Source organism: Ciceribacter thiooxidans (genome assembly GCF_014126615.1).
GTDB classification, from domain to species: domain Bacteria; phylum Pseudomonadota; class Alphaproteobacteria; order Rhizobiales; family Rhizobiaceae; genus Allorhizobium; species Allorhizobium thiooxidans.
The window spans coordinates 3,526,882-3,552,260 of record NZ_CP059896.1 but is presented as its reverse complement, the minus strand read 5'-3'; the positions used below and the strand labels follow the sequence as shown (position 1 = coordinate 3,552,260).

The following is a 25,379-nucleotide window of genomic DNA, read 5'->3' as shown; positions in this document are numbered from 1 at the left end:
GAATACGAGCCGCCGGGACATGTTCCCGGCGGTATTTTCTTGCCCTGTGATCACAAACAAGGGCCTCACCCCATCGTGACTTCTCGTTGAAAGCATGAACGAGTATTGCTGGCGTGTGACTATTTGTCGGCTGTCGGCTCGCGACAACGCGCGAGCCGCACAAGCCACCGAGTAAACGGGTTCGATGGAATGACCTCGATTGTGTTCGCCCGCTGTGTCCTGGTTTGCCTGACTTTTACCGGCACCTCCGCAGAGGCCCAGGACGCCGTAGTGCCCCGAGGAGTTATTGAGCTCTTCACCTCGCAGGGCTGCAGTTCCTGCCCCCCGGCCGACGAAGCGTTCGAGAAACTCGTGCGGAAGGGCGATATCGTAGCGCTCGCCTATCACGTCGACTACTGGAATTATCTCGGCTGGAACGATACGCTGGCCACGCCTGAAAATACCGGACGCCAATACGCTTATGCCCGCAGTCTGGGACGTAGCGGCGTCTACACGCCGCAAGCCGTTCTCAATGGCCGCGATCATCTGAAAGGTACTGATGCGGACGAGGTTACGCGCAAGCTGGACGGAATGCGGCAACAGGGGCTCGGTCTTTCGGTGGCCGTCCGCGCAGCGCGCAAGAACGAAGAATTGACGATTACTGTCGGCAGAGGGCAGGGAAAGGCAGACGTCGTCATTGTCTACTTCCGCCGGAAGGAGATCGTCGATGTTCTGAAAGGCGAGAACGTCGGTAAGAAAGTCGCCTATTGGAACAGCGTCACCGACGTTCAGACGGTCGGAATGTGGGAGGGAAACGAACTGCACCTCGTGCTGCCGGCCAAAGTCATGGCAAAGGACAGTAACGACGGTTGCGCCGTCCTACTTCAGACTTCGAGTGATGAAGGAGAGCCGTCCGCCATTCTCGGCGCGACGATGATCATCGGCAACGATGGCACCTAGCCCCTGAGGGGTGGTCCGGCCTAGAAGCATTGGGGGCTGGGGGTAAGGGGTCAATGCGACAGACCGGACCTTTGGCGCGGCGCGCCAACTCAGTAACGCCAGCTTCGGTTGCAAATGGGGCGCTGTTTTGACCAAAATGCGGCGATGGAAAGAAAGGCAGTGTGCTTCACTTATTTGCACACAGGCTTGCTTTTTGTGCTGCCTGAGGCAAACTGTCACCCATCTGTCACAACCGAGAACTCGGGGAAGTCTTGATGAGCGATCAGCCGGATTCGCCGCGCACGGACTCACCGCAGGCAAGCCATTCGGCGCCTATCGTCAGCCTACAGGACTACCGCCAGAGCCGTGATCCGCTTCCGGTCACCTTCCACCGCAAAGAGCTCGATTCAATCCTCTGGATTTATGGACGCATGGTGGGCGAGGGCGAATGGCGTGACTACGCGATCGACCATCTGAAGGACAGGGCCGTCTTCTCAGTGTTCAAGAGGTCCGGCGAACTGCCACTTTATCGCATCGAAAAAGATCCGAAGCTTGCCGCCAAACAGGGCGCCTATTCGGTGATTCACACCAGCGGCCGGGTGCTCAAGCGCGGACACGAACTGGCACAGGTTCTCAAGATCTTCGACAAGAAACTGAAGCTGGTCGAATAGGCTAGCCTGAAAACAGAGATCCCGGGTAAGACATCTCGTCCGGCGCCGTTGCATTGCCTTCACCAAGAGGCAGTTGCATGAGAACGGTGTCGAGCCACCGACCGTGCTTGAAGCCTGTCCCGATCAGTGTGCCTGTCATTTGGAAACCGCACACGGCATGGAGGCGAACAGAGGCGGGACTCGCACCGCCAATGACAGCGACCATTTGTCGGAAGCCGAGTGCCGTGCAGCGCCCGATCAGTTCTCTCAACAACGCTTTGCCGATCCCCCGGCCTTGAGCTTCCGGCGCCAGATAGATCGAATCCTCGACGAGCCACCGGTATGCGGGCCGGGTGCGGAACGCGGACGCATACGCGTATCCGAGAACCGTGCCCACCTGATCGGTGGCGGCGATATGCGGGTATCCCTGCCCGGTTATCGCGGCGAAGCGCGAGGCCATTTCCTCCGCTGTCGGCGGAACAAGTTCGTAGCTGGCGGTGCCAGTGAGCACAGCGTCGGCATAGATCGCAGCTATCGATGAGAGATCCGTCGACTCGGTTTCACGCAGAATGAAAGACATGACTGGAACGCCGGAAAGGGGAAGCAATACCCCATCTTTCACAAACATCACCGTGCCGCAAGATCGGTCTTAGGGCAGACAAGGAAGGGGCCAGGCAGTTCTTCACCGTGCCTTCGTTGAACAGGCTAACTCATCCTAGACAAAAAACGCTTATGTGTGGATGTCCTGTCCTTCGTTTCCCGAAGGAAGATTATGCCGATGACACACAGGCTTCCCGGACCGAGCCACAAGTTTGCATGTTCGGCGTCCGATGGTCGTCTTATCGCAAAGGTCTTGCTCTTCCACTTGACTCCGCCAAAAAACGCCTTAATAGCTCGGCCGGAAAAGGGATTCACTCATGCACCGTCACAGTCTGCAAATTCTTGCGGCGTCCGACCTGGCCCAAATGGCCGGGCAGAGTGCATTTGCCTCCCGTTCATCCGCAACCAAGGCCAAAACGACGACGAAAACCGTCTGACGTCTCTGGCCTCCGCTCTCTCCCCGGCAAGGCCGGGGACACGGAAACAAGGCGATTGCCGCATGTTTCCCCTCACCAGTCGTGGAGAGAAAGAAAGAGAGCAGGAAACATGGGTTTCAAGATTGCAGTTGTAGGTGCCACCGGCAATGTGGGGCGAGAAATGCTCGGCATTCTCGCTGAGCGCGGATTTCCGGCGGACGAGGTTGTTGCACTCGCATCGGCCCGCTCGCAGGGCACGGAGGTATCCTTTGGCGATAAGACGCTGAAGGTACAGAACCTCGAGAACTACGATTTCTCCGACACGGATATCTGCCTCATGTCGGCAGGCGGGACGATTTCGCAGAAATGGTCGCCGAAGATCGGAGCCCAGGGCTGCGTTGTCATCGACAACTCGTCTGCATGGCGCTACGACGCCGATGTTCCGCTGATTGTACCGGAAGTAAACCCGGACGCCGTTGTCGATTTCAAGAAGCGTAACATCATTGCGAATCCGAACTGCTCGACCGCCCAGCTGGTGGTCGCCCTGAAGCCACTTCACGACGCGGCAAAGATAAAGCGAGTGGTCGTATCCACCTACCAGTCGGTATCGGGCGCCGGCAAGGAGGGAATGGACGAACTCTTCAGCCAGACCCGCGCCGTTTTCGTCGCCGATCCGATCGAAGCGAAGAAATTCACGAAGCGCATTGCCTTCAACGTCATTCCGCACATCGACGTTTTCATGGAAGACGGCTACACCAAGGAAGAATGGAAGGTTCTCGCCGAAACCAAGAAGATGCTTGATCCCGCGATCAAGGTCACTTGCACCGCGGTCCGCGTCCCCGTGTTCATCGGACATTCGGAGTCGGTGAACATCGAGTTCGAGAACGAAATCACGGCCGATCAGGCCCGCGACATCCTTCGCGAAGCCCCCGGCTGCCTCGTTGTCGACAAGCACGAGAACGGCGGTTACGTCACGCCGGTCGAGTGTGCCGGCGAAGATGCGACTTATATCTCCCGTATTCGCGAGGACGCGACGGTCGAGAATGGCCTCAACATGTGGGTCGTGTCCGACAATCTCCGCAAGGGCGCAGCACTCAACGCGGTGCAGATCGCAGAACTGCTCGTCAATCGAGGCCTGATAAAGCCAAAGAACGCAGAAAAATAGTGGTCGTTCGCCCCGCCGCCGGCACCAGCAGGCGGCGGGGCACAAAACCTTCACCGAAGGCCGCACTCTCAAGTAACCAACAAGTCTGAAACTACCGCGTGACAGAATCAATGCTGGCTGGCATGTTCGCCGGCAAGGTTCAGGGCGCGGAACACGAGGTCTCCATGCAATTCTCAAAGTTTGCCACGGCCGCTTTTCTGGCAATGGTTATGGGTGGCGCAACGATCAGCACCGCCAGCGCAGCTCAATGCGGCAAGACATCCGCAGGGTTCTCTGACTGGATTCAGGACTTCAAGCAGGAAGCGGCCGCACAAGGTGTAAGTGCAAGGTTGCTGGACCAGGTTTTCGCGACGGTCTCGTATAATACCAACACCATTCGTGCGGACCGCGGGCAGAAGAGCTTCAAGCTTTCTTTTGACCAGTTCATGAAAAAGCGCGGCGGTGCGGTTATTATTTCCCGCGGCAAGGCGATGAAAAAGAACAATGCTTCGTTGTTTTCCAGGATCGAGAGCAGATACGGGGTTCCCGCTGGTCCACTGATCGCCATCTGGGGTATGGAGACTGGCTTCGGGGGATATATGGGCAACGAGCACACGCTCTCTGCCGTCGCCACCCTTGCCTATGACTGCCGCAGAACCGACTACTTCACCGATCAGCTTTATGCCGCACTCCAGCTCGTCGGACGCAAGTCTTTGGCCCTCAATGCCAGAGGTGCCGCCCACGGCGAAATCGGCCAGACACAATTCCTGCCGCGCAATGTCGTCCGTTTCGGTGCCGACGGCGACGGAGACGGGCGCGTCGACCTTGTGCACTCACGCGCTGACGCCCTGGCTTCCACCGCCAATTTCCTGCGCGGTCACGGCTGGCAGGCCGGCGCGGGATATCAACCGGGCGAGTCGAATTTCGCCGCGCTCCAAGGCTGGAACGCGGCATCAGTTTACCAACAGGCCATTGCCTATATCGGGGCACAGATCGACGGGCGGTAACGTAGACCTAAAACTCGAGACGCTCGAAGTCGCGCGTCTCGCGGTTCATGATCCAGAGTTCGCCATTACCGATGTCGAACCAGGCGCCGTGAATATTGAGCTTTCCGCGCTCCTCGAGAATCTTCACGCACGGAAAAGTCTTGAGATTCGCAATCGAATTGCGGATCGAGACACGCTCCAAGGCCGTTTGCCGCTCGCCTGCCGTCATGACGGAGTTCGTCTGAATCTGCTCAGCGGCGGGTTTCAGCAGCCCCATCCACTTGCCGATGAAGTCACCGGGAGAAAGAGGTTCCGCGTTTGGATCGAGCGCGGCGCGAATGCCTCCGCACCGTCCATGCCCCATGACGATGATGTCACGCACCTTCAGCGCTTGCACCGCGAATTCGAGTGCCGCTGACGTCGCGTGATACTGACCGTCAGGCTCATATGGAGGAACCATGTTCGCAACGTTGCGCACCACGAAAAGCTCACCGGGGCCCGCGCCGAAAATGGTTTCTGGCGCTGCCCGAGAATCGCAACAGGCAATCACCAACGTCTGGGGTTTCTGGCCGGTCTCCGCCAGCACACGGTAACGTTCGCGCTCATCGACGTAGCGCCCCGTCATAAAGTTGCGGTACCCGGTAACAAGAGAATCTGGAAAACGCAGCATGTACATTGGATTATAGCGCTCTGAAATGAGATGCAATGCGCACCCGCAACATTCTTGTAGGAGTTGTCGATGTTCCGTTTTCTCCCGTCTTTCACGAAGGAGACGCGGGCTTTAAAGCACGGTGCATAATTCGTCGAACCTGAACAAGCGCCATCGGCGACACTAGGCTCGAGGCATCACTTTCAAGTGTCAGCTCGTCGCTCCCGCGTTTCATCGTCCGCGCCAGCATCTCGTAAACACTCGCAGTCGCCAGTTGGAGTGCGCGCTCGTCGGGCATCCCAGAGAGAAGGCGAGAAAGGAAGACCGCGGCGAAAAGATCACCCGAGCCATTCGGCGAGTTGTCGATCCATCGGTGCTCAGCCAGCAGGGCGTGCCGGCCGGAAAGCAGAAGGTTACCGACCCCGCCCGCCATCATCGGTACCGCCGACGTCACCACCGTTCGCGCCGGACCGAGAGACAGCGCCGCATCGATGATGTCCGTATTGGTTTCGAGTGGGCTCCCCACCATCCAGCCAAGTTCGTACCGGTTGGGCGTTGCAATCGACGCAAGCGGAACCAGGTTGTCGCGGATTCCCTCGGCGGTGTCGTCGGGAACATAGAGACCTCCTATATCCCCCACCACCGGATCGCAGACATAAAGGAGGTCGGGATTTCTCGCCTTAAGCGTCGTGATCAGGCGTGCAACGGAGCGGGTCTGCGCAGCGCTTCCGAAGTAGCCTGTGAGTACAGCGCTCACTTCAGAAGTCCACGGCGCGTCGATCAGGTCCTCGATCATGCTGTCGAAGCCGTCGTCCGGAAAGGAAAGCCGCGTCGCCCTTCCATGTCCCGGATGCCAGGGCAGGACGACGGTCGGCACAGCCCAGACCGGATGCCCGAGCGTTTCCAGCGCAAAAACGGCAGCACGGTTGCCGACAGATCCCCGAACCACGTGACTGGAGATAACAATCACCGCGCCGGCCGGGCTTTTGTTCATGTCTGACATCCCTCACCCATGGTTTTTGTCGTCTAATAGCCACAAAAATGCAAAATCATGATGTTGTTTTTAATTTCATGCCGGATTCGTGTGGAAATTTTACACGAGTCGGTATTAAACACGCGTACACGAGTCACGTTGTAGGCTGGAGCATAAGGGAGGAAAGGCTCAATGGTCGCAAGCAGGAAATCCAAGCGAGATCACAATTGGGATCTGACCCGCCAACAGCTTGGGGAACTGGGGAAGCATTTCATCGATCCCGATATTCTGTTTGGCCGGGCGAGCGCCGACGATCTCGCTCTCTACACGCCTCAGATGCTTGCTTCTTCGGCTGTACGAGCGGCAGACGATGTCGCAGCCTGGGACGGGCAGGAACCGAAGATCACGATCCAGCCTGTCCCCGGCGTTGAGCACTTCGGTACACCGGCGAGCGTGCTCTCGATCGTCGATCGGAACAAACCCTTCCTCTACGATTCTGTGATGGGCGAGGTTACCAGCCTGCATCGCGACATCTTCCTCGCAATTCACCCGATTCTGGTGACGGGGCCGGACAGGACCATCGAGCTCTTCCGGCCAGACAAGCCGACCGATCCAGCGCATCGCGTCAGCTACATTCAACTCCATCTTGCACCGCTCACGAACGAACAGGCCGACGCGCTGAAAAAGCGCCTCGCTTTCGTCCTCGAACAGGTCCGAATGGCTTCCAGTGACTGGCAGGCAATGCTTGCGATCCTGGAGACCTCAATGGAAGAAGTGAGGCAGGTCGCGCCGGGCCGTCGGCAAGCAGAGCGCGACGAAGCGCTGGCCTTTCTCGATTGGCTCAGGAATGACAATTTTACCTTCCTCGGGATGCGCGAATACGTGTACACGGGCGACGGTCCTGACGCCAAACTGGAGCGTGGCAAGGGGCGCGGTCTCGGCATCCTCGCGGATCCGGAGGTTCTCGTTCTCCGTCACGGCAAGCAAGCTGTCACGACGACACCCGAGATCCTCGAATTTCTACAGGGCCCGGATTTTCTCATCGTCACAAAGGCGAATGTGAAGTCTGTTGTGCACCGGCGGGCGTACATGGACTATGTCGGCGTGAAGCGTTTCGACGCGTCCGGAAAAGTGGTGGGGGAGCTTCGCATCGTCGGCCTCTTCACCGCCACCGCCTATACCCGCTCGGTAAGCCAGATTCCGTTGCTGCGAGCCAAGGTCGAGAAAGTGGTCGAATACTTCGGATTTGACCCGCAAAGCCATTCCGGCCGCATGTTGCAGAACACGCTCGAGTCCTATCCCCGCGACGACCTTTTCCAGATCGACGCAGAGTTGCTCGCCCGCTTCTGCGAACAAATCAACGATCTTTCGGAGCGCCCGAGAGTCCGCGTCCTGCCGCGCATCGACCATTTCGATCGGTTCGTCTCCCTCATCGTCTACGTTCCTCGAGAGGACTACAATTCTCTCGTACGCGAAAAGATCGGAAACTACTTCAAGGACGCCTATCAGGGCCATGTCTCGGCCTACTATCCGGCCTTCCCGGAAGGTGGGGTCGCGCGCGTCCATATCATCATCGGCCGCAACGAAGGCAAAACGCCCCGTATACCGCAAGCACGGCTTGAGGAAGAGGTCCGCGCGATCACCGCGCGCTGGGCGGATCGCTTTGCGGTCCTCGCGGGATCGAGCGCTCCGGCGCTTACCGTCACCCAAGCGTATCAGGAGGCCTTTACTCCCGAAGAAGCGGTGGCTGATCTGCGGCACATCAACGCCTGCCTCGAGGGCCAGCCTGTCAGTATCGGCTTCCATACCCAAGCGTCGGAGAAAGGAAGCCTCCTCTATCTCAAGATTTTTCATGCCGGAGAACATCTGCCGCTGTCGCGGCGCGTACCACTTCTCGAGAACCTAGGCTTCAGTGTCATCAGTGAACGTACCTTCGACATCCATGTCTCAGCGGCGGAGAGTCGTAACCTCGTCGTATTGCACGACATGGAGCTGGAAGTCCGGGGCGGCGGAGCATTCGACATCGATCGTGATGGAAAACTGCTGGAGGACGCGTTCGTCAGTGCCTTCACCGGCACCATCGGCAACGATAACTTCAACCGTCTGGTCATGACCGCGGGGCTGACTGCCCGAGAGGTCACGGTCCTACGCGCCTATGCAGCGTATCTCCGCCAGTGCGGAATCGTCTATTCGCAAAACCACATTGCCGAAACGCTGAACAAGTATCCGCAGATCGCCGCGTCGATCTTCAGGCTGTTCCGTGACATCTTCAATCCCGCTCTCAGCGAAAAGAGCCGACAGCGGAAAGTCAATGACAGCCGACAGGAGCTGCTGGATGCGCTCGTTGCCGTGCCCAGCATTGATGAAGACCGCATTCTTCGCCGCTATCTGAATGCGGTGGACGCGACGCTCAGGACGAATTTCTTCCAGAAGACCTTACATGGCGAGCCTCGCGCGATGCTCGCGTTCAAGTTCGACCCCCAGCGTTTGGAGGGGTTGCCGGAACCGCGCCCGTTCCGCGAGATCTTCGTCTATGGCGTCGAAGTGGAGGGCGTCCACCTCAGGTTCGGCAAGGTCGCACGTGGCGGGCTGCGCTGGTCCGACCGCGCGCAGGACTACCGAACGGAGGTACTGGGGCTCGTAAAGGCCCAGCAAGTCAAGAACGCCGTTATCGTGCCGGTGGGTGCCAAGGGTGGCTTCTTCCCCAAACAGCTCCCGGCGAGCGGAAGCCGCGACGAATATCTGAACGCAGGCAAGGAAGCCTACAAGACCTACGTCACAACGCTGCTGTCGATCACCGACAATATTCAGGGTGGACAGATCGTACCGCCGGACGACACGGTACGGCTTGACGACGACGACCCCTACTTCGTCGTTGCCGCCGACAAAGGCACGGCAACCTTCTCCGATACGGCAAACGCCCTTGCACGCGCGGCCGGTTTCTGGCTGGACGATGCATTCGCATCGGGCGGCTCCGCGGGTTACGACCACAAGAAGATGGGCATCACCGCACGGGGCGCCTGGGAAGCGGTCAAGCGGCATTTCCACGAGATGAACCTCGACATACAGACGACGCCGTTCACGGTCGCAGGCGTTGGCGATATGTCAGGTGACGTTTTCGGCAACGGAATGTTGCTCTCCGAAAAGATCCGCCTCGTTGCAGCATTCGACCACCGCGACATCTTTATTGATCCGAATCCGGATACAGACCTTTCCTTTGCCGAGCGCAAACGGCTGTTCGCCCTGCCGCGGTCGAGCTGGCAGGATTACGATCGCAAGGCACTTTCAAAAGGCGCGATGATCATTTCCCGCACGGTCAAATCCGTAGACCTGACGGCGGAAGCGGCCGAAGTGATCGGCCTCGAAAAAACGACCGCAACACCCTTCGAAATCATGACGGCGATCCTGAAGGCACCTGTCGATCTTCTCTGGTTCGGAGGCATCGGTACGTACATCAAGGCCGCGGGGGAAACGGACGCGGAGGTCGGCGACCGGACCAACGACGCGATCCGCGTGAACGGAAACGAAGTTCGCGCCAGGGTTATCGGCGAAGGGGCAAACCTCGGTGTGACCCAGCGCGGGCGGATTTCCTACGCTCTCAGCGGCGGGCGCCTGAATTCGGACGCGATCGATAATTCGGCAGGCGTGAATTCCTCCGACGTCGAGGTCAACATCAAGATCGCGTTGGCGCCAGCGGTGGCGGAAGATCGTCTCACTATGGCAAAGCGCGACAAGTTGCTCGCCGAGATGACCGATGAAGTCGCTTCCCTCGTTCTGCGCAACAACTACTTGCAGCCGTTGGCGATCTCGCTGACGGAGCGAAAGGGCGTTCGCAACCGGGAAGAACTGAGTCGCTTAATGGCCTCGCTCGAGGCAGCGGGACGGCTCAATCGCAAGGTCGAAACCCTGCCCGACGACAATGCGCTCGCCGAACGCTATGCCGAAGGAAAGGCATTGACCCGGCCCGAGATCGGAGTTCTGCTCTCCTATGCCAAGATCGTTCTCTTCGACTCACTGGTGGCCTCGGAGCTGCCGGATGACCCGTACTGCGCGACAACGCTCTTCAACTATTTTCCTGCCAAGATGCGCAAGACCTTTGCGGCAGAGATCGCCGGCCACCGTCTGCACAGGGAGATCATTGCCACCGTACTGGCCAATCACGTGATCAATCGCGGAGGTCCGGGCTTTGTCGTCACCACAGCAGATGCGACCGGTGTTCTTCCGGCCGATGTGGTGAAGGCGGCGCTGCTTGTCAGGGATGGTCTCGACCTGACGGATCTGTGGGCGCGCATCGATGCTTTGGATGCGAAGGTACCGGGAGAACTGCAGAACAGGCTCTACGCAGCCGTAGAAGACGTTTATACCGGCGTATCACGTCTGCTCGTCGAAACAGGCCTTTCCGCTGGCACGATCACCGAAGCGCTTGCCCGCCTCAAGTCGTCCGTCAAATCGTTGAAGCAGTCGTTTGGGACTGCGCTGCCCGAAGACCTGCGTCAAAGGCTCGACAAGGAAGTCGCCGAGCTCGTGCAGGCAGGAGCACCGGAGGATATTGCCGGCGACGTCGTTCGCCTGTCGGTCCTGTTGTTGGTGCCGGAGGTCATGCAAATTGCAGGGCGAACGGGCGCAACAATCGCACGCACGGTCAGCAGCTACTTCGCGGCCTCGGCGGCCTTCAGCATCGAACGGGTCCTCGCAGCGGCGAACCGTGTCGCCACGACCGATCATTACGAGAGCCTGTCGCTGACCCGCAGCATCCATCAGATCGGTGCGGCAAGGCGCGACATCGTGGCCGAAGCGCTGTCGCGTTACGCGAAGGAAAGGGACCCGATCGCCGCGTGGCGCCAGGCCGATCAACAGCGCATTGATCGACTTGTCACCGAGCTGGTTGCGATCACGGAGAGCGGCGACCCCAGCCTTTCGAAAATCGCAGTTGCCGCGGGTCTTCTCACCGATCTTGCGCACGGAAAGACAAGGTGACACTCTCCCCCGAAACATTCGGGGAAGAGTTTGGTGACGGTTGAAACGGAGATGTCGGCAGCGGGAACCGCAGAGGTGCCCGCCCGCGGAATTTTGGGCTGGATGCTGTTCGATTGGGCAGCCCAGCCCTTTTTTACAGTGGTTACGACATTCATCTTCGGACCCTACTTCGTCTCGAGAATGACCGCCGACCCGGTTTCCGCCCAAGCGACGTGGAGCAATACGGCGACGATCGCGTCCGTCATCATCGCCATTCTCTCGCCTGTCCTCGGATCGATTGCCGATCAGTCGGGCAGCCGCAAGCCGTGGATTGCCTTTTTCGCAGTCATCAAGATCATCAGTCTCAGCTTGCTCTGGACCGCTGCCCCGGGTTCGCCGGTTATCGTCCCAGTCATTTTGATCATTCTCGCCACGGTGTCGGCCGAATTCTCCGTCGTTTTCAACGACTCCATGATGCCTCGTCTCGTTACGCCGCAGACGGTGGGCAGGATCTCCAATATCGCTTGGGGTCTCGGCTATCTCGGCGGGATCATCGTTCTCATCGCTGTGGTGACGCTGCTTGCGGCGAACCCGGAGACAGGAATGACACTGATCGGCCGACCGCCACTTTTCGGACTGGACCCGGTTACCGGCGAGGATGCGCGCATCACGGGACCGATATCGGCTCTCTGGTATTTCGTTTTCATCCTGCCGATGTTCTTCTTCACCCCGGACGCGACCAAGGGCAAACCATTCCGCGAAGCCGTGAGAACCGGCTTGAGCGAACTCGGCAACACGCTTGGTGAACTGAGGGCGAGAGCCGGTCTCGCGCGCTTCCTGATCGGGCGCATGATCTACCAGGACGGTGTGAACGGCCTGTTGGTGCTGGGCGGCGTCTTTGCGGCGGCAATGTTCCAGTGGTCGACGATGGAAATCGGGCTCTACGGCATAATTCTAAATGTCGTCGCGATCTTCGGCTGTCTGGTAGCCGGTTCGATCGACCGGCGGTTCGGCTCGAAGTTCACAGTGCTTCTCAGCCTGGTTCTGCTGATCGTCGCTACGTTCGGCATCATCTCGACCGGCCCGGGCTACACGTTCTTTGGCATCATCGACCTCTCCGCGATGTCCACACCCGGTATTTTCGGAACAGCCGCGGAGAAGACCTATATCCTGTTCGGTGTTCTTATCGGGCTAGCCTTCGGCCCCGTTCAGGCTTCGTCGCGTTCTTACCTCGCCCGCAGTGTTCCCCCGAAGGAAGCGGGGCGCTACTTCGGCATTTATGCACTGTCCGGACGCGTCACGAGTTTTATGGCCACCCTGAGCTTCTCGATGCTGACCTATTGGACCGGCTCACCACGTGTCGGGATGGCGAGCATTCTCATCTACCTGGGGGGCGGTTTTGTCGTGTTGCTTGCCACGCCTTACCCGGCTGTCAGTAGTCCCACGACGAGCCAAAAATAGACAGAGCCCGGCCGAAACCGGGCTCCAAGAAGGCAACAGGGCTGCCATGATCAGTGGCGGAAGTGCCGAATGCCGGTGAATACCATCGCTACGTCATGTTCGTCAGCCGCCGCGATCACTTCCTCATCGCGCATCGAGCCGCCCGGCTGGATAACAGCCGTCGCACCTGCGGCGATGGCAGCGAGCAAACCATCGGCAAAGGGATAGAAGGCTTCCGAGGCAACCGCCGAACCCCTCGTCAAAGGCTGTGCGAGGCCCAGTGCCGTGGCGGCGTCTTGCGCCTTCATTGCGGCGATGCGCGCAGAATCGACACGACTCATCTGGCCTGCGCCGATACCCGCTGTCTGCCCATCTTTGGCGTAGATCACCGCGTTCGACTTCACGTGCTTGGCGATCTTGAACGCGAATTTCATGTCCTCGAGTTCGGTCGGCGTCGGCGCGCGCTTGGTGACGACACGAAGGTCTAGATCTTCGACGACGACATTGTCGCGAGACTGGACCAGCAACCCGCCGGAAACGGTCTTCGCCGTGATGCCAGCCGCTCGCGGATCGGGGAGGCAACCCGTCGTCAGGAGGCGAAGGTTTGCTTTCCGGGCGATGATTGCCTTGGCTTCTTCAGTGACATCGGGCGCAATGATCACCTCGGTGAAGAGCTTGACGATCTCTTCAGCGGTCGCGGCGTCGAGTGTCTGGTTGAGTGCGATGATGCCGCCGAAGGCAGAAACGGAATCGCAGGCGAGGGCGCGCTTGTAGGCATCGACGAGCGTCGGCCCGGTTGCGACGCCGCAGGGATTGGCGTGCTTGATGATTGCGCAGGCCGGCCCGTTTTCGGGCGCAAACTCAGCCACCAGCTCGAATGCCGCGTCGGTGTCGTTGATGTTGTTATAGGAGAGCTGCTTGCCCTGTAGCAGGGTAGCATTCGCGACGCCCGGGCGATCGTCACCGGTGACGTAGAATGCCGCACTTTGATGCGGATTTTCGCCGTAGCGCATCTTCTCCTTCAGAACGCCGCCGATCGTGCGATACACCGGAACATCGATCGAAAGAGCATCGGCAAACCAGTTGGAGATCATCGTATCGTAGGCGGCCGTCCGCGCGAATGCCTTCGCTGCGAACTGCTGGCGAAGGGCATAGGTTGTCTGGCAATCGTCGGACGTGAGCGCCGCAAGCAGAGGCTCGTAATCCGCAGGATCGGTTACGATTGTTACATAAGCGTGGTTCTTCGCGGACGCGCGGATCATCGCCGGGCCGCCGATATCGATGTTCTCGACGGTCGTCGGATAATCCCCTCCAGCGGCTCGAACCTCCTCGAACGGATAGAGATTGATGACGGCGAGATCGATGGCATCAATACCGTGCTCCTGCATCGCCTGCTGGTGCTCGACGTCGTCGCGGATCGCGAGAAGACCGCCATGGACACGCGGATGAAGCGTCTTCACTCGTCCGTCCATGATTTCCGGAAATTCGGTGACGTCGGAGACGTCGGTCACCGGCAGGCCGGCACCCGCAATCGCCTTGTGAGTACCGCCGGTTGACAGAAGTCGTACACCCATCGCGTTCAGCGCTCGGGCCAGATCGACGATGCCGGTCTTGTCTGAGACCGAGAGAAGGGCAGATTGGATTTTGACCCGGTCGGGAGCGGGTATTTTCTTGGAAACGACGGCCATGGTTTTTGCTCCATTCTGATGGGCGTGCTGCGGCAGCGCGGAAAATAACATGTGTGGCAGCCGCCTAGCATAGCTCGCAACGAGAGGAAACTGGCCTAAGCCTTATGGGTGAGAAACCAGCGGATTTCCGGGCCGTCAAAGACGATTTCGAGCTGTTCGGAGGCACGTGCGCCCGAAGCATCGGCAAAGAAGACGTCCTCGCTGATAACCACCTCACCTGTCGGAACGGAGAACATCCAGATCTCGCCATCCGGAGCGATCAGATGAACAACACGATCGTCCACCTGTTCGAGATGCACCGCCGGATGGATGTGGAAGCGGGCAACACTTTCAGGAGGCGGCGCGCTTTGTAGTGGCTCGCCATTCACCATCAGAAAGCGATCACGCCCCGCGACCTTCGTGCCCGCCTCGTTCAGCCGTAGTTCCCGCTCATGCCAGAGGCCGAAATTGACAAGATAGCCGTTGTGACGGGCGCAAAGCCGGTCACTGCCGTCGGCTGCCGTTTGTCGTGTGACCTCGACCGCGGTTACGCCCGATATCATCAGAGGACCGAGAAAGGGAGAACGCGAAATCGTCGCCGAAGAGGTCTCACTGACCGAAACGGTGGAATGCGCGGCGGTGGTTCGCGCGAGCTGGCGCAGCCTCTCGCCCGCGAATCGGGGAGAACCGCTGTTGACGATGAGGCGATGGCGTCCGGAGGAAAGCTCGAAGGAGAGACAGCCCGCATGGGCTGTCTTCGACAGCTCGGTGGATCGCGGATAACCGGTGTCGACCAGGATTACCGCCGAGCCACCGGCGAGCCTGTGGTACTGCGAATGTGGCAGCGACTTGAAGGGTTGCCCAGCGGTCTCGTCGTAGCGCAGTACGGACATCAGCTCGTTGGCGAGAATCGAGGTTGCGCCGTTGAAGAGAGCGAGATCACCGCTGCCGTGCCGAAAGAAGCGTACCGCAGGGTACATCCTGTCGACGGCCGGAATGAGCTTTACTGGTATTTCGTGGCCAAGATTAATATAGGTCTGGCGCAGTGGCAGGAGATCGAACAAGAGTTCGACGGCCACGTTCGGATTACGCGAAATGTGGCCGCCGTCCGGGAGAATCTGCCGGTCGAGCTCGCGGTCGAGATGTCGGGCCGCCCGGCGAACGGAAATGCCTCGCATCTGCATGCAAATGGAAGCCATTGCGAGGGCAATCCGGACTCTCAGTCTCGGCAGCCCATCCGGTACATGATCAGCGATTTGGTTGAGATAGCGGATCTGAAAGGCGAGATTGCCTAGGAAACGTCGGTAGAAGCCGGCTTCAGCGTCCTGCAGGACAACCGGAGAATGCGATAACCAAGAAATGACACGCTGCGAGATTACGTCCGCGTCCCACGAAAGTCCGCCAATGCGGGTGCCGTGGGATCGAATCCAGTCATCAACTATGGCGCGAGCATTGGCGCAGGCGCCTGGTGATTTGTCTGCGCGTACGTGCCTGAGCCACGCGAAGGAATGCAGACGAACTGCAAACAACTGTGAAGGTGGTTCGAATTCGAAGGGCGACCGGTCACCCGCGTCCAGAATCTTGCCCGCAAGGGGAAAGCGCCGCACGAGGATTTCTTCGGCCACGAACGGATCGACGATCCTGAGGTCAGTGGGTGCGACGATCAGGCGACCTGATCCCGAACCTGCAAAGCGCAGAGCTGAGATGTGCCCGATCGCAATTTGCCGGGAAATCCGTCTCCAGGCTTCACGGAGGTAAAGATAAACCAGCCTTTGGCGTTCCGTGAATCGCATTGTTTTTCCATGACAGCGCGGCAGCACTGAAATCTGACGAGATGCGCATCGGAGATCTCGCCATTTCGTACCCACGAAATGCATGCGCATGAACGACCGGCGCGCTGAGCGATTTAGTCGTTATTCACCGGATGATGGCAACGATTTTGGTAAATATTCCGTTAACTGCGCGAGAGAACGCAGGCGTAGAAACCGTCGATTCCACCTTCGGCGTCCTCTGGTGTCAGCATCGCCGGCGTGGTTCGCAACTCCCCGAGCGGAGTCACGGCATCCTCCAGTCCCGGCCAGTCGACAGCGACGATCGGCTCCCGGCGATAGCCGGGCGTGTCGGCGAGCACGCGCGCGACGACCTCCTCTCCCTCGGAAGGATCGAGCGAGCAGTTCGAGAAAACGAGACGGCCGCCGGGTCGCACCAGCGTCAGAGCATGCCGGAGAAGCGTTTCCTGGAGGCTGGCGAGTTTCGCCACGTCCTCCGGACCTTTAGTCCAAAGCACGTCGGGGTGCCGTCTCGCAGTACCCGTTGACGAGCAGGGCGCATCGAGCAAAACGCCGTCGAAGAGTTCGGACGGCCGAAAATCAAGCAGACTGGCGTTCACGCATTCGCACTCGAGATGCAGGCGATTCAGATTGCTCTTCAGACGCCGTATGCGGCTTTCTGACTGCTCAACAGCAGTGACGATCGCTCCGGCCTGGATAAGCTGCGCCGTCTTTCCGCCGGGTGCCGCGCAGAGATCAGCCACCCGCTTTCCGGAGATATCGCCAAGAAGCCGGGCAGGCAAAGCAGCGGCGGCATCCTGCACCCACCATTCGCCGTCAGCAAAACCTTCAAGCGTCGGAATTCCACCACGAAACTCGGCAAGGCGCACACTGCCCGTCGGCAGAACGCATCCATTAAGACGCTCTGCCCATACCTCCGGATTGCTCTTCACGGTGATATCGATAGGCGCGGGACGACCGTGGACCTCGGCAATCTGCGCTGCCACATCGGCTCCGTATACTTTGACAAGACGATCGAAAAACCATTTCGGCGTTGAGGGAAGCGATGCGACACTCGCGAGGCGCTCCGCCTTCTCCCGCCCCAATCTGCGCAGCACGGCGTTGACGAGCTTTGCAAACCGTCTGTTGCGAGGGTCCCGCGTCGCCTGTTCGACGGCGAGGTCGACGGCCGAGTGGTCCGGAACGTCGAGATACATCATCTGAGTCATCGCAATCACGAGCAGGTGATGCAACGATCGGGCGCCTTCAGGCAAAGGCGAGTCGAGAAGCGATGAGAGAATCGCTTCGATTCGCGGCAAATGCCTGAGCGCAGCCTGGACTATCGCCCGAACCAGCGCACGATCCGGCTCGATGAGCGCTCTATACGCCGGATTGCCGTGCTCCGCATCCAGCATACCGTCCAGAGGTGTCCGGCGATCGACCACAGCCGCAAGGATTTTGGCAGCCGCTATTCTCGCGTCCAGCCCGGCTTTCTCTTCCAAGGCAGGTCGGCGGAAATCAGCGTGACTATCCTTGTTTCTTGCCTTGCCGACCTTGGCTTTCTTATTCTTGTCTCTGTCGTTCAAGACCACGGTCCCTTGGGCGGTTGCGAATCAACGCGGCCACGCCCGGTATCTGGAACAGAGCGCGACTTGCGGGTCGGCTTAACAGCGGAATTGGACCACGTCGATACCGAGCCTGTGCTTTCTGCCATCCGCATCAGCTCCGCAATGCGGTTTTCCGTGTTTGGATGGGTCGAAAAAAGGTTGTCCATGCGTTCGCCGCTCAAGGGATTGATTATGAACATGTGCGCCGTCGCAGGATTACGCTCGGCGTCCTCGTTGACTATCTGGGCGCTGTCGTTCGCAATCTTGCGGAGGGCGGACGCAAGCCACCGGGGATCGCCGCAGATCTCGGCGCCACGACGGTCCGCGGCATATTCGCGGGTACGGCTGATCGCCATCTGAACCAACATGGCCGCAAGAGGAGCGACAATCATCGTAACGAGCAGCCCAACCAAGCCGAGGGGGTTGTTCTCGTCGCGGCGGCCGCCGAAGAAGAAAGCGAAATTACCGAGCATGGAAATCGCGCCGGCGAGCGTCGCCGTAATCGTCATGGTCAGCGTGTCACGATTCTCGACGTGCGCAAGTTCGTGCGCCATGACGCCGGCCACCTCTTCCGTCGTCAGGCGGTTCAGGAGGCCGGTTGAGGCGGCTACGGCCGCATTCTGCGGATTGCGTCCAGTGGCAAACGCATTCGGCTGCGGACTGTCGAAAACGTAGACGCGCGGCATTGGCAGACCCGCGCGATGTGCCAGATCCCGGATGATCCGAAAGAATTCCGGGGCATTGTTCTCGTCAATCTCCTGTGCCCGGTAAGCGGCGAGCACCATTCGATCGGAGTTCCAATAGGAAAAGAAGTTCATGCCTGCGGCGATCATCAGCGCGATGACCATGCCACTCTGACCACCTAACAGATAGCCGACGCCCATGAACAGTGCCGTCATAGACGCGAGCAGCATCGCGGTGCGCATGAAGTTCATGTTTTGCTCCTCAGACTTTCTGCAGTTGGACATCACCGGCTGCAGCAGCTACATTATGATTTAAAATTTGAGCTGGCGATTTCAATGTTGCCGAGCGCCGATACATGCGGATACGAACGGACATGACACCCCTGCAAGACCAACCGCGTTCTCCCTCCGACAACAGCCCCGCCGCCGAGCAGCCTGTGAAGAAGAACTTATCTGCCGCGGCCATACGTGCGCTGAAGGAGGCCGAGGAAAGACGCCGCAGTGAAGCTGCAGTCGAACCCGCAAAGGAGATCGGTGGGCGAGGTGGCCCTGATCCCGCACGTTTCGGCGACTGGGAGATCAAGGGTCGCGCCATCGACTTTTGACGGGGAATAAATACCTATTGTCGATGCAAGCTAATCGGAATATATTCCTTTTCATGCGCTCGACTTCCCTTTCGTCACTCCTGCTTTTAACGGCCTTGACCGGGAGCCCCGTGGCGGCGTCCGAAAACCACTTGATCTCGGGGCCAGTGGAAGCGAAGCTCATTCGCGTCGTCGATGGAGATACGCTACTGGTCAATGCCGCTCCGTGGCCAGAACACAGCATCGAGACCTATGTGCGGCTGCGCGGAATTGACGCACCGGAACTGCACGCAAAATGCGAAGCGATCCGCTTTGCCGCGCGGCAGGCGCGGGATGCCCTCTCTTCCCTCATCACAGGAAAGGTCGCGCTGCTCTCAATTTCCGGCGACAAATATTACGGGCGAGTGCTTGCCGATATCCGCTTGGAGGATGGACGAAGCGTCGCGGATGTCTTGCTCGCCTCCGGCCTTGTTGAGCCGTATGACGGCGGCCGGAAACATACGCACCCCTGCGAGTAAAGAAAAAGAAAGACCGCCCCACGACATCGTGGGACGGCCTTTCTGAACGCTCTTGTCAGATCATCTACTGACCATTGCGATTTTGCCGGTTGGCGATCAGGTCGTCGACGACACTCGGATCGGCCAGCGTCGAGGTATCGCCGAGGGAGCCAAAATCGTCCTCAGCGATCTTGCGCAAGATGCGCCGCATGATCTTGCCGGAGCGAGTTTTCGGCAATCCCGGAGCAAACTGGATCTTGTCCGGCGTGGCGATGGGGCCGATTTCCGCTCGCACATGCTTGAGGAGATCCTGGCGTAGCGTGTCATCGCCGGCGTGATCTGCCATCAGGGTGACGTAGCAGTAGATGCCCTGGCCCTTGATCGGATGCGGATAGCCGACCACCGCTGCCTCGGAGACCAGATGATGCGACACGAGGGCGGACTCGACTTCGGCGGTACCGAGCCGATGACCGGATACGTTGAGAACGTCGTCCACGCGTCCGGTGATCCAGTAATAGCCGTCTTCGTCGCGGCGGCACCCGTCACCGGTGAAGTACTTGCCCTTGTACGTCGAGAAGTAGGTCTGCGCGAAACGATGGTGATCACCATAGATCGATCTTGCCTGACCCGGCCAACTGTCGACGATGCAGAGATTGCCGTCGGCTGCCCCCTCAAGCACATTGCCCTCGTTGTCGACGAGCTGTGGCTTGATTCCGAAGAATGGTCGCGTCGCGGAGCCGGGCTTGAGGTCCGTAGCACCCGGCAGCGGCGTGATCAGGATGCCGCCCGTTTCCGTCTGCCACCAGGTATCCACGATCGGGCAACGCTCGTCACCCACCGTATTATAGTACCACTCCCAGGCTTCCGGATTGATCGGCTCGCCGACCGACCCCAGCAGACGGAGGCTCGAACGGCTCGACCGCTTCACGAAATGGTCGCCGGCGCCCATCAACGAACGGATCGCCGTCGGAGCGGTGTAGAAAACGTTCACCTTGTGCTTGTCGATCACTTCCCAGAATCGGCCCTGATCGGGGAAATTCGGCACCCCTTCGAACATCAGCGTCGTCGCACAGTTCGCAAGCGGCCCATAGACGATGTAGGAGTGACCGGTCACCCAACCGACATCCGCCGTACACCAATAGATCTCGCCGTCCTTGTAATCGAACACATACTCGTGCGTCATCGCGGCATAAACGAGATAGCCGCCCGTCGTATGTACGACACCCTTCGGTTTGCCGGTTGAACCAGAGGTATAGAGGATGAAGAGGGGGTCCTCGGCTCGCATTTTGACCGGCGGGCAGTCGGGCTTCACCTTGGCAATCTCTTGATGATACCAGATGTCGCGGCCTGGAGCCCACTCGATCTTGCCGCCCGTACGCCGAACAACCAGGACCTTGTTGACAATGACGAACTGCTTCGCGGCGATATCGATCGCCGTATCCGTGTTCTCCTTCAGCGGCACGGGCTTGCCGCCGCGGAGGCCTTCGTCGCATGTGATAACGAAGGTCGACTCACAGTCGACGATGCGCCCCGCCAGAGCTTCCGGAGAGAATCCGCCGAAGACCACCGAATGTACCGCGCCGATGCGAGCACACGCCAGCATGGCGTAAGCCGCTTCCGGAATCATCGGCATATAGATGGTGACGCGATCGCCCTTCTTGACGCCGTTCGCCTTCAGCACGTTCGCAAGGCGGCAGACATGCTCGTAAAGCTGATTGTAGGTGATCTTCTTGTCGATGTATGGATTGTCACCTTCCCAGATGATCGCTGTGCGCTCGCCGTGGGTCTTCAGGTGACGGTCGATGCAATTGTAAGAGACGTTCGTCAGACCGTCTTCATACCACTTGATCGAAACCTTACCCTTGAAGTTGGTGTTCTTGACCTTCGTGTAAGGCTTGAACCAGTCGATCCGCTTGCCGTGCTTGTCCCAGAACTTCTCCGGATCCTCAGTGCTCTCCTCATACCACTTCAGGTATTTTTCGTTGTCGACCAAGGCTCGGCTCCTCGCCGCCTTTAGGACCGGATAGATTTTGGCTGACATGAACTCCTCCTCATGTAGAAACGCCAATTGGTCTGGACGCCGAACTCCCGTTTTCGGCCATATGTGCCACATTCATAGCAGGTCATACAGACCCAGCAATTAGACAAAGGTCATCCGTTTTAGGAAGAATTGCAATTGCCGTTTAATGAGGGTATACAGCTCATTATTCTCCGGAAATTGTGGTTGATACCCACGGCCCGCGGCCCCCGGCGCGGACGCAAAGAAGGACTATTTCCATGGCTCAGACATTGCTCATGCCAAAGGCAACGGCCGTATGGCTGGTCGATAACACGGCATTGTCGTTCGATCAGATCGCACAGTTCTGCAAGCTTCACCCACTCGAGGTCAAGGCCATCGCGGACGGTGAGGCAGCGCAAGGCATCAAGGGCCTGGACCCGATCGCAACCGGGCAGCTTTCCCGTGAGGAGATCGCCCGCGCGGAAGCCGACTCGAACTACAAGCTGAAGCTGCAGGAGCCGAAGGTACGTGTTCCGGACTCCAAGCGTCGTGGTCCCCGCTATACGCCCGTTTCCAAGCGGCAGGACCGGCCGAACGCCATCCTCTGGCTCGTGCGCAACCATCCTGAGTTGAAGGACGCGCAAATTTCGCGGTTGGTTGGCACCACCAAGAGCACGATCGAACAGATTCGCGACCGTACCCACTGGAACTCGGCGAACCTCACGCCGATGGACCCGGTCACCCTTGGGCTTTGCAGCCAGATTGATCTCGATATGGAAGTCGAGAAGGCATCCAAAGGCCGGCCGTTGCCGACCGCTGCCGAACTCGGCGCAACCCTCCAGTCGGCGACCGAGACTGAAAACCTTGGCTATGACTTCTCTCAGGACGAGGAGAAGGAAATCGACGCCAATGCGGTTTTCGCCAAGCTGAAGTCGCTGAAATCGGACCGCAAGGACGACGAAGAAGACGACCTCTACTGAGCCGCTTTCATCGCCCGACATTTCAAAGCCCCGCCAGTCGCGGGCTTTTTCGTTTGCCAAGCGTGGCGGCTCGACGTGCCGGCGATCAGCCGTGACCGTGTTGCCTGAGAACGGCGCTGATCTCGTCGAGAATGACAGGATCGTCGATCGTGGCCGGCATCTTCCAGGGCAGGCCGTCGGCAATCTTCTGCATCGTCCCGCGCAGGATTTTGCCGGATCGGGTCTTCGGCAGCCGCTCGACCTTCATGACGGTCTTGAACGCTGCCACCGGGCCGATCTCATCACGGACGAGTTGGACGACTTCACGCTCTATGGTCGAAAAGTCACGCGAGACGTTGTTCTTCAGGACGAGGAAGCCGCAGGGAATCTGACCCTTGAGGTCGTCGGCGATACCGATGACCGCGCATTCGGCGACATCCGGATGCATGGCGCAGACCTCTTCCATGGCACCCGTAGAAAGGCGATGGCCGGCGCAATTGATGATGTCGTCAGTCCGGGCCATAACGAAGACGTAGCCGTCATCGTCGACCATCCCCGCGTCGGCGGTCTTGTAGTAACCGGGAAACTCCTCGAGACAGGAGGAGTGGAAACGTTCCTCCGCGTTCCAGAATGTGACCAGGCAACCGGGGGGCAGGGGAAGTTTTACGACGATGTTGCCGAGCGTCCCCTTCAGTACGGGGTGGCCGGCATCGTCGAGCACGTCGATTGCATATCCGGGCATCGCCACGGTGGGAGAGCCATATTTGACCGGCAAAAGGCCGAGGCCCGCCGGATTGGCCGCCATCGGCCAGCCGGTCTCCGTCTGCCACCAATGATCGATTACCGGAACCTCCAGCATCCTCTCCGCCCATTTGATCGTTTCCGGATCGGCGCGTTCACCGGCAAGAAACAGCGAACGGAGGCCCGAGAGATCATAGCGCCGGATATGTTCGCCGTCGGGATCGTCACGACGGATGGCCCGGAAGGCGGTAGGCGCGGTGAATAGTGCCTTCACGTCATGCTCGGAAACAACACGCCAGAACGTTCCGGCGTCGGGCGTGCCGACAGGTTTGCCTTCGAAGATAACCGTGGTGTTTCCCGCAAGAAGAGGCGCGTAGACGATATAGGAATGACCGACGACCCAGCCGATGTCCGATGCCGCCCAGAACACCTCCCCGGGAGCGACCCCGTAGATGTTCTCCATCGTCCACTGTAGCGCAACCATGTGCCCGCCGTTGTCGCGAACGACGCCCTTCGGTTGTCCCGTGGTACCCGAGGTATAGAGGACATAAAGCGGATCTGTCGCGAGCACGGGCTCGCAATGGACGTCGGTGCCGTTCGCCCGCTCGATTTCGACAGCTTTGGCGAAGTCGACGTCACCATGCTCATACCGCAGCGGTGCATGTAGTTGATCGCGTTGCAGAACGAAGCAGTATTCGGGCTTTACCTGGGCCATATCGATAGCATGATCGAGAAGTGGCTTGTACGGCACGATACGGCCGGGCTCGAGACCGCAACTCGCGCTGATGATCACCTTCGCCTTCGAGTCATCGATACGAGTCGCAAGTTCATGTGCTGCAAACCCGCCGAACACAACCGAGTGAATGGCGCCCAGCCGCGCACAGGCCAGCATGGAGAAGACCGCCTCGGGAATCATAGGCATGTAAATGATGACCCGGTCGCCCTTGGTCACGCCGTGGTTCCTGAGAACGGCCGCGATCGCCGTGACTTCCGTCAACACCTCGTTGTAGGTGAAACGCCTCTTCTCGCCCGTCATCGGGCTATCGTAGATGATTGCAGCCTGTTCGCCGCGGCCAGCAGCAACGTGCCGGTCAAGACAGTTGTGGCAAGTATTTGTTTCCGCACCCACGAACCAGCGACCATAGGCGCCCATGCCCGCGTCGAACACCTTGTCGGCAGGGCGAAACCAGTCGATCTTGGCCGCTTGCTCCCCCCAGAACGCTTCCGGATCACGCTCCCACGAGCGGTAGGTATCCCGGTACTTGCTCTCCATGACGTCCTCCCGAACCAACTCTTTGCAAGATTGGCGGGATATTAGGCAGGCGCTCGCAAGCTGGAAAGTCAGACGAAAGCCTATGGCCTGCGTGGGCTATCGTCGCTGAGGTGGTTACCGCGTGCCGAAGATCGCCGATCCGACCCGAACACTAGTCGCCCCGAACTCGATAGCGGTATCGAAATCACCCGACATTCCCATGGAGAGTTTGCTCAAACCGCACTCCGCGCCCAGCTTTGCAAGCAGCGCAAAATGCGGACCGGGATTCTCTCCGGCCGGAGGAATGCACATAAGTCCCTCGACCTTCATGCCGAGTTCCTCGTCACAGAACCGGACGAATTCGACGGTCTCGTCCGGTGCGAGACCTGCTTTTTGCGGTTCGAGCCCTGTGTTTACCTGGATATAGAAGCGCAGTGAGCGCCCCTGCCGTTTCGTTTCCTCACTCAGGACACGGGCAATCTTCTCTCGATCAACCGTCTCTATCACATCGAAAAGCGCAACGGCATCAGCAGCTTTGTTGGACTGCAGCGGCCCGATGAGATGAAGCTCTATCCCTCCAGTCTCCGCCTTCAGCTGCGGCCATTTCTGTTGCGCTTCCTGCACGCGGTTCTCGCCGAACACCCTCTGACCACGGGCAATCGCCGAGCGGATCACGTCAGCCGGAAAGGTCTTCGATACCGCGACGAGCTGCACTGAATCCGGCTCACGACCTGCCCTTCTCGCCGCCGAAGCGACTCGATCCACCACCCCGTCTAGCTGCTCTGTGACTGTCATTTCTGTCCTTCCGGTCAATCGACTCACGGCCGATATAATCACCCTTGGTGCGTCCCTGAAGCAAGCCGCTTCGATCGCAACCTGCAGCGGCGTA

19 protein-coding genes are annotated in these 25,379 nt (G+C 59.1%); 9 read left to right on the top strand and 10 right to left on the bottom strand.

Annotation, left to right across the window (positions count from 1 at the left end):
* Window positions 1-189: 189 nt before the first annotated feature.
* Together H4I97_RS17550 and H4I97_RS17545 are read left to right on the top strand one after the other, a co-directional pair.
* Window positions 190-939: a DUF1223 domain-containing protein gene (locus H4I97_RS17550; protein ID WP_182305870.1), complete on the top strand. Its 750-nt coding sequence runs from the start codon at window positions 190-192 to the stop codon at window positions 937-939.
* A 254-nt stretch (window positions 940-1,193) separates the two neighbouring features.
* Window positions 1,194-1,589: a DUF2794 domain-containing protein gene (locus H4I97_RS17545; protein WP_182305869.1), complete on the top strand. Its 396-nt coding sequence runs from the start codon at window positions 1,194-1,196 to the stop codon at window positions 1,587-1,589.
* 1 nt (window position 1,590) lies between these two features.
* Here H4I97_RS17545 and H4I97_RS17540 read toward each other — a convergent pair whose 3' ends face one another.
* On the bottom strand, window positions 1,591-2,148 hold the full coding sequence (locus H4I97_RS17540; protein ID WP_182305868.1) for a GNAT family N-acetyltransferase: 558 nt from the start codon (window positions 2,146-2,148) through the stop codon (window positions 1,591-1,593).
* 566 nt (window positions 2,149-2,714) lie between these two features.
* Between H4I97_RS17540 and H4I97_RS17535 the strand changes: the two genes are divergently transcribed.
* Both H4I97_RS17535 and H4I97_RS17530 read left to right on the top strand, forming a co-directional pair.
* The gene (locus tag H4I97_RS17535; RefSeq protein WP_182305867.1) at window positions 2,715-3,749 is read left to right on the top strand and encodes an aspartate-semialdehyde dehydrogenase; all 1,035 of its coding nucleotides are present in this window, start codon (window positions 2,715-2,717) and stop codon (window positions 3,747-3,749) included.
* A 164-nt stretch (window positions 3,750-3,913) separates the two neighbouring features.
* Window positions 3,914-4,735, top strand: a complete 822-nt coding sequence (locus H4I97_RS17530; RefSeq protein ID WP_182307704.1) for a lytic murein transglycosylase — start codon at window positions 3,914-3,916, stop codon at window positions 4,733-4,735.
* A gap of 7 nt (window positions 4,736-4,742) precedes the next feature.
* Here the strand turns inward: H4I97_RS17530 and H4I97_RS17525 are convergent, their stop codons facing one another.
* Window positions 4,743-5,384, bottom strand: a complete 642-nt coding sequence (locus H4I97_RS17525) for a carbonic anhydrase (RefSeq protein WP_182307703.1) — start codon at window positions 5,382-5,384, stop codon at window positions 4,743-4,745.
* 91 nt (window positions 5,385-5,475) lie between these two features.
* Window positions 5,476-6,357: a pyridoxal kinase PdxY gene (pdxY, locus tag H4I97_RS17520; RefSeq protein WP_182305866.1), complete on the bottom strand. Its 882-nt coding sequence runs from the start codon at window positions 6,355-6,357 to the stop codon at window positions 5,476-5,478.
* A gap of 171 nt (window positions 6,358-6,528) precedes the next feature.
* On the opposite strand from pdxY, the gene H4I97_RS17515 reads away from it, so the two are divergent.
* Together H4I97_RS17515 and H4I97_RS17510 are read left to right on the top strand one after the other, a co-directional pair.
* Window positions 6,529-11,313 carry an NAD-glutamate dehydrogenase gene (locus H4I97_RS17515; RefSeq protein WP_182305865.1) on the top strand — a complete coding sequence of 1,595 codons (4,785 nt, stop codon included), beginning with the start codon at window positions 6,529-6,531 and terminating at the stop codon, window positions 11,311-11,313.
* A gap of 51 nt (window positions 11,314-11,364) precedes the next feature.
* Window positions 11,365-12,753 carry an MFS transporter gene (locus H4I97_RS17510; RefSeq protein ID WP_244658801.1) on the top strand — a complete coding sequence of 463 codons (1,389 nt, stop codon included), beginning with the start codon at window positions 11,365-11,367 and terminating at the stop codon, window positions 12,751-12,753.
* A 50-nt stretch (window positions 12,754-12,803) separates the two neighbouring features.
* Here H4I97_RS17510 and purH read toward each other — a convergent pair whose 3' ends face one another.
* The 4 genes from purH to htpX form a co-directional block, all read right to left on the bottom strand.
* The gene (purH, locus tag H4I97_RS17505) at window positions 12,804-14,420 is read right to left on the bottom strand and encodes a bifunctional phosphoribosylaminoimidazolecarboxamide formyltransferase/IMP cyclohydrolase (protein WP_182305864.1); all 1,617 of its coding nucleotides are present in this window, start codon (window positions 14,418-14,420) and stop codon (window positions 12,804-12,806) included.
* 95 nt (window positions 14,421-14,515) lie between these two features.
* The gene (locus H4I97_RS17500) at window positions 14,516-16,192 is read right to left on the bottom strand and encodes a heparinase II/III family protein (protein WP_182305863.1); all 1,677 of its coding nucleotides are present in this window, start codon (window positions 16,190-16,192) and stop codon (window positions 14,516-14,518) included.
* A 161-nt stretch (window positions 16,193-16,353) separates the two neighbouring features.
* Window positions 16,354-17,760 carry an RsmB/NOP family class I SAM-dependent RNA methyltransferase gene (locus H4I97_RS17495; protein ID WP_378143140.1) on the bottom strand — a complete coding sequence of 469 codons (1,407 nt, stop codon included), beginning with the start codon at window positions 17,758-17,760 and terminating at the stop codon, window positions 16,354-16,356.
* Entirely contained in the window at window positions 17,751-18,710 is a 960-nt protein-coding gene (htpX, locus tag H4I97_RS17490; protein ID WP_182305861.1) for a zinc metalloprotease HtpX, read from the bottom strand. The genes H4I97_RS17495 and htpX overlap by 10 nt, the downstream gene beginning before the upstream one ends.
* Window positions 18,711-18,832: 122 nt before the next feature.
* Here htpX and H4I97_RS17485 point away from each other — a divergent pair, with 122 nt between their 5' ends.
* Both H4I97_RS17485 and H4I97_RS17480 read left to right on the top strand, forming a co-directional pair.
* Window positions 18,833-19,063 (top strand): DUF1674 domain-containing protein, encoded by a 231-nt coding sequence (locus H4I97_RS17485; RefSeq protein ID WP_244658673.1) that lies wholly within the window; start codon window positions 18,833-18,835, stop codon window positions 19,061-19,063.
* Window positions 19,064-19,173: 110 nt separating this feature from the next.
* The gene (locus H4I97_RS17480) at window positions 19,174-19,560 is read left to right on the top strand and encodes a thermonuclease family protein (protein ID WP_244658672.1); all 387 of its coding nucleotides are present in this window, start codon (window positions 19,174-19,176) and stop codon (window positions 19,558-19,560) included.
* A 64-nt stretch (window positions 19,561-19,624) separates the two neighbouring features.
* Here the strand turns inward: H4I97_RS17480 and acs are convergent, their stop codons facing one another.
* A complete protein-coding gene (gene acs, locus H4I97_RS17475; RefSeq protein ID WP_182305858.1) occupies window positions 19,625-21,580 on the bottom strand; it encodes an acetate--CoA ligase in 1,956 nt (651 codons plus the stop codon).
* Window positions 21,581-21,816: 236 nt separating this feature from the next.
* Between acs and H4I97_RS17470 the strand changes: the two genes are divergently transcribed.
* Window positions 21,817-22,518, top strand: a complete 702-nt coding sequence (locus H4I97_RS17470; RefSeq protein WP_182305857.1) for a DUF1013 domain-containing protein — start codon at window positions 21,817-21,819, stop codon at window positions 22,516-22,518.
* A gap of 85 nt (window positions 22,519-22,603) precedes the next feature.
* Here the strand turns inward: H4I97_RS17470 and H4I97_RS17465 are convergent, their stop codons facing one another.
* Window positions 22,604-24,511: a propionyl-CoA synthetase gene (locus tag H4I97_RS17465; RefSeq protein WP_182305856.1), complete on the bottom strand. Its 1,908-nt coding sequence runs from the start codon at window positions 24,509-24,511 to the stop codon at window positions 22,604-22,606.
* Between the two features lie 114 nt (window positions 24,512-24,625).
* Window positions 24,626-25,285, bottom strand: coding sequence for a YggS family pyridoxal phosphate-dependent enzyme (locus tag H4I97_RS17460; RefSeq protein ID WP_182305855.1), 660 nt, complete (start codon window positions 25,283-25,285; stop codon window positions 24,626-24,628).
* Between the last annotated feature and the right edge of the window lie 94 nt (window positions 25,286-25,379).